Consider the following 4,574-nt stretch of genomic DNA (forward strand, 5'->3'; position numbering starts at 1 on the left):
CGGGTCCCGGAGATCGTGATCGGCCTCACGGTTGTGGCTTTGGGCACCTCCACCCCGGAATTGATCGTGAATATCTTTTCCAGCGCGAAAGGCGCTACCGACCTCGCCTTGGGCAACGTGATCGGCAGCAACAATTTCAACATCCTCATCATCATGGGCCTGAGCGCCATTTTCTCACCCCTGGACCTGAAAACAAGCACCGTCTGGAAAGAGGTCCCCTTCGCCTTGTTCATTTCGGTTCTGGTCATGCTGATCGCCAATGACAGGTGGTTTTTTCCCGGCGCGACCAATCAGATCAGCTTTTGGGAAGGGATCGCCTTGCTGCTCGTTTTTGCCCTCTTCCTGGGTTACACCCACCATCTGAGCCGCACAGTCCAGCTTTCCACCGAGCGTGTGAAAGAATACGCGCTGCCTCTGACCTTCGCTTTTCTGGCCCTGGGTGTGGCTGGACTCATTTGGGGCGGAAACCTGGTGGTGAAACAGGCCATCATGATCGCCAGACTGCTCAACCTCAGCGAAAAGGTCATCGCCCTCACCATTGTTGCCGCCGGCACATCCCTGCCGGAACTGGCCACCTCTGTGGTGGCGGCGATCAGGAAGCACGCGGATATCGCCGTCGGAAACGTGATCGGATCAAGCATCTTCAATCTGCTGATGGTTTTGGGCGTTTCCTCCGTCATCCGTCCCCTCATCCTGCAATCAACTTTCCTGCCGGATTTTCTGCTGATGATCCTGGCAACCCTGCTGCTCTTTGTTTTCATGTTTGTCAGCACCCGCCATCGTTTGGACCGCTGGCAGGGCATCATGTTCCTCCTGATCTACGTGGGCTACGCGGTCCTGTTCCTGAAATAGCAGCGCTTTTCACCCTCCAGATCAGACCTGTATTGCTTCTCCCTTCATTTCGCCCTTTTCCCTGACTCACCCATCCCCTGCTCACCACTCACTGAGTAACCGCCAGTTTGGCGGGTGGTCAGCGGGAGGCGGGTGAGTGACGGACGAATCAGGTAAAAGGTGGGAAACTGGCCGGGGAAACCATGTTTACTGGACTTTGAGCTGCAGTTCCTGGTACAATCTTTGCACGTCTTCCTGGGAAAGTCCCTCGTCTTCGCAGGTCTGGGCTTCGAGCGGAAGCTGCATGGCGCTGTCCAGGTTGCTGAGCGCTGCGGAATAGCGGCCCAGTTCTTTGAGGGCCAGGGCCATCCAAAGATAGGCGTCGTAATGGCTGGTATTGGTGGCGATGGCCTGCTCCAGGGCCAAAACCGCGGCCTCGTAATCCTGGAGCCTGAAGCTGGCCTCACCTTTGTGGCGCCAGGGACAGGACCAATTGGGCAGATCCCTGTTGATGGAGTCATAAATCTCGATCGCCCGCGCGAAATCCTCTTTCCCCAGCAGGATGTTTGCCAACATGAAGCGTTCGCCCGCTGCCAGGGAATCGGCGGTCTGGACCAATTCATCCAGGAGCCGGCTTGCTTCCAGGTCCGCAATGTAGGCCAGATAGAGTTTGTTGCGGTTGGCCGCTTCATTCTTCTGGATCGCTTCCGCGGCATGCCCAGCGGCAAGCTTGAAGGCCGCGGGGCTGGGTTCCTGCAAATATGCGGAGATCGGATCATCCGCGGCAAGCAGAACTCCGCTCAGGCAGAGCAGCAGTGGGATCAGGATCAGGTGTTTCATAAAGGTCTCCAGTGGTCATTGTTGTCAGTGGGGCAAATTTCCTGGCCCCGGGCCTGATGTCAAGGGAAAGCGGCTTGCGAAGAGTCAAGCACAGCTCACGGGGCAATTTTTCATTGACAGCAGGCGCCTTTCCGGAAGTGGTGGTTGGAGAAGATGAAAATTGGAAAGAGGACTCCATTAATGAAAGCAGATACAACCCAGCGCTGGCGCCGGATCGTCCAGATCCTGAGTTTCTCGCTGGCTGGGGGATTTTTGGCCCTGGTGGTCGCCGGCGGAAGCTACGTCATCCATCAGGCCTGCCCTTACGCCGTGGTCTGTTTCGGCTTGAGCGGAAGCAACTTCCTGAATTTGGGCAGGCTGGCCATGGCCGGGGCGATCATCTTCGGCTTCGCGGTTCTGGTCCATTCAATGTTTTACGGCCGGCGTTTCTGCGCCTGGCTCTGTCCCCTGGGAAGCCTGCAGGAGTGGATCTTTTCCCTGCGCGGCCAGAAGTACCGGATGCAGCACAGGGCTCCCTTTTACGTCGATCGCAGGCTGGCTTTCCTCAAATACCTGGTTCTGGCTGTGACGGTGGTTTTGACGGTCATCGGACTGGGCTACATCTTCATCCGCCTCTGCCCCTTTTATTCCCTGTCCATGCTGCCCAGGCTGGCCATTCCAGGTTTGGCGGTTCTGGGCATCATCGTTTTGCAATCCTTTTTCGGAGAGCGCCAGTGGTGCCGCTTTCTCTGCCCCTATGCCGCTTTGCTGAATGTTTTCCAGTGGATCGGCGAGCTTATCGGAATCCGCAGGAAAAAGATCCGGCGCAATCTGGAACGCTGCACGGACTGCGGAATGTGCAGCCTCAATTGCCCCATGAACATCGATATCTGCGCCAGTGAATATGTGCACGACCGCAACTGCATCCATTGCTGGATCTGCGCGCAAAAATGCCCCAAACAGGGGACCTGCAACGAGGAATGCGAATGCGAAGAATAGCCGTGATCGTGATAACCGTATTACTGGTGGCCGTGATCTGCCTGCAGATTCTGGCCGCGCTTAACATTTTCCCCCGCAAGGAGCTGATCCAGATCTGCCCGGTCGACGCCATCAGCATGAAGAATGGCAAGGCTGTCATCGACTCCAAAAAATGCATCGGCTGCAATCGCTGCGTGGAGGGGGTTGGAGTTCCCTATGAAGCTGAAACCGAAGTTGAAGAGACCCTTGCGGGAGCTGCGCCAGAGGAAATAGTACCCCCAAGCGCGGCTGAAAAACCAATGGAGGAGAAAGCTGCACCCCCGGCGCGGGAGAAACCCGCGGCGACAGTAAAACCCGCCCCCGTGGCGAAGGATACTGTTGCCGTGCAAGCTGCCGAAGCCCCTGCCGCGCTGTATGAGGTCAATCCGGCCAAATGCATCAGTTGCAGGCTGTGCGTGCGCTATTGCCCGGTTGGCGCGATCACCATGGTGGGCGGCAAGGCCGTGATCGATCAGGAGAAATGCATCGATTGCGGCATCTGCAAAGACGGCAACGGCGCCAATTTCCCAGGCTGCCCCGTTGGCGCCATCTCGGGCCCCTGAGCCCCGACAAACCAGGATCTTTTCATTTGTCCAGAAATATGTCCAAATAGCAGTTGACCAAAAACCAGCCTGATTTAAAGTGTAAAAAAAACAATGAAAGATATGGAGGAAATCATGAGAAAGACCGTTGTGGTATGCGCCAAACGCACTCCCATCGGAAATTTCGGAGCCGCTTTCAGATACGTTTCGGCGGTCCAGCTTGGAGTTGCCGTACTAAAGGCAATGCTGGAGGAAACAGGCCTCAAGGGTGACCAGATCGACGAAGTCATCCTGGGCAACGTGTGCGGGGCCGGCCACGGACAGAACATCGCCCGCCAGGTGGCGATCCACAGTGGGATCCCGGACCATATTCCGGCCTATACAGTGAACAAAGTCTGCGGTTCAGGCATGAAATCAGTGGCTTTGGCCGCCTTGATGATCGCTTCCGGCGAAGCGGACATCGTCGTGGCCGGGGGTACGGAAAACATGAGCCAGATCCCCTATGCCTCAATGGACATGCGCTGGGGCGGCAAGATGGGCAACAAGGAACTGGTGGATCTGATGATCCGTGACGGACTGAGCGACATCTTCAACAACTGCCACATGGGCGTCACGGCTGAGAATCTGGCCGGGAAATACCAGATCGGCCGCGAGGAACAGGACCTTTTTGCCACAGCCAGCCAGCGCAAAACGGAAAACGCCATGGACACGGGCCGCTTCAAGGATGAGATCGTGCCGATCGTCATCCCCCAACGCAAGGGCGATCCGCTTGTGATCGACGCGGACGAGATGCCCCGCAAGGGTGTCACCGTGGACGGCCTGGCCAAGCTGCGCCCCGCTTTCAAGCCCGACGGCACTGTGACCGCGGCCAGTTCTTCCGGGATCAACGACGGGGCCGCGATGCTGCTCTTGATGGGCGAAGACAAGGCCCGGGAGCTGGGATTGCCCGTCCTGGCCACTTTTATCGGCAGCGCTTCCGCGGGCGTGGATCCGGCCATCATGGGCTACGGTCCCGTTCCGGCGATCGCCAAAGTGCTCCAAAAAACCGGCTGGGGACTCGAAGACATCGAACTCGCCGAACTCAATGAGGCTTTTGCCGCGCAATCCATAGCCGTGCTGCAAGGCCTGGAACTCGAAGGCGTGGGCAAACTCGACCTTTCGATCGTGAACGTCAACGGCGGCGCCATCGCTTTGGGCCATCCCATCGGGGCCAGCGGGGCCAGGATCATCGTCACCCTGCTGCACGAAATGCGCAAGCGGGAGAACCACAAAGGCCTGGCAGCGCTTTGCATCGGGGGCGGAATGGGTATCGCCTCGCTGTGGGAAATTTGAGGAAAGCATGGCAGACAAACTGAAACTTGATAA

At 57.5% G+C, this 4,574-nt stretch carries 5 protein-coding genes; 4 read left to right on the forward strand and 1 reads right to left on the reverse strand.

All coding sequences use genetic code 11. The features are described 5' to 3' along the window. Positions 1 to 852: sodium:calcium antiporter (locus tag K0B87_09295; GenBank protein ID MBW6514929.1), on the forward strand; the 852-nt coding region annotated here is incomplete at its 5' end. A gap of 186 nt (positions 853 to 1,038) precedes the next feature. Here the strand turns inward: K0B87_09295 and K0B87_09300 are convergent. After that, positions 1,039 to 1,671: a hypothetical protein gene (locus tag K0B87_09300; GenBank protein ID MBW6514930.1), complete on the reverse strand. Its 633-nt coding sequence runs from the start codon at positions 1,669 to 1,671 to the stop codon at positions 1,039 to 1,041. A gap of 180 nt (positions 1,672 to 1,851) precedes the next feature. On the opposite strand from K0B87_09300, the gene K0B87_09305 reads away from it, so the two are divergent. The 3 genes from K0B87_09305 to K0B87_09315 all read left to right on the forward strand — a co-directional run bounded on the left by K0B87_09305 (position 1,852) and on the right by K0B87_09315 (position 4,541). Then, on the forward strand, positions 1,852 to 2,649 hold the full coding sequence (locus tag K0B87_09305) for a 4Fe-4S binding protein (GenBank protein ID MBW6514931.1): 798 nt from the start codon (positions 1,852 to 1,854) through the stop codon (positions 2,647 to 2,649). Between the two features lie 116 nt (positions 2,650 to 2,765). Continuing rightward, on the forward strand, positions 2,766 to 3,230 hold the full coding sequence (locus K0B87_09310; GenBank protein ID MBW6514932.1) for a 4Fe-4S binding protein: 465 nt from the start codon (positions 2,766 to 2,768) through the stop codon (positions 3,228 to 3,230). A 114-nt stretch (positions 3,231 to 3,344) separates the two neighbouring features. Then, positions 3,345 to 4,541, forward strand: a complete 1,197-nt coding sequence (locus K0B87_09315; GenBank protein MBW6514933.1) for an acetyl-CoA C-acetyltransferase — start codon at positions 3,345 to 3,347, stop codon at positions 4,539 to 4,541. Positions 4,542 to 4,574 lie beyond the last annotated feature (33 nt).

Origin of the sequence: Candidatus Syntrophosphaera sp. (genome assembly GCA_019429425.1) — a bacterium.
Taxonomy (GTDB): domain Bacteria; phylum Cloacimonadota; class Cloacimonadia; order Cloacimonadales; family Cloacimonadaceae; genus Syntrophosphaera.

Excerpts from the sequence above, each read along its gene's own strand:
- K0B87_09300 (MBW6514930.1), bottom strand. The coding sequence starts at position 1,671 with ATGAAACACCTGATCCTGATCCCACTGCTGCTCTGCCTGAGCGGAGTT.
- K0B87_09310 (MBW6514932.1), top strand. The coding sequence starts at position 2,766 with ATGAAGAATGGCAAGGCTGTCATCGACTCCAAAAAATGCATCGGCTGC.
- K0B87_09315 (MBW6514933.1), top strand. The coding sequence starts at position 3,345 with ATGAGAAAGACCGTTGTGGTATGCGCCAAACGCACTCCCATCGGAAAT.
- K0B87_09305 (MBW6514931.1), top strand. The coding sequence starts at position 1,852 with ATGAAAGCAGATACAACCCAGCGCTGGCGCCGGATCGTCCAGATCCTG.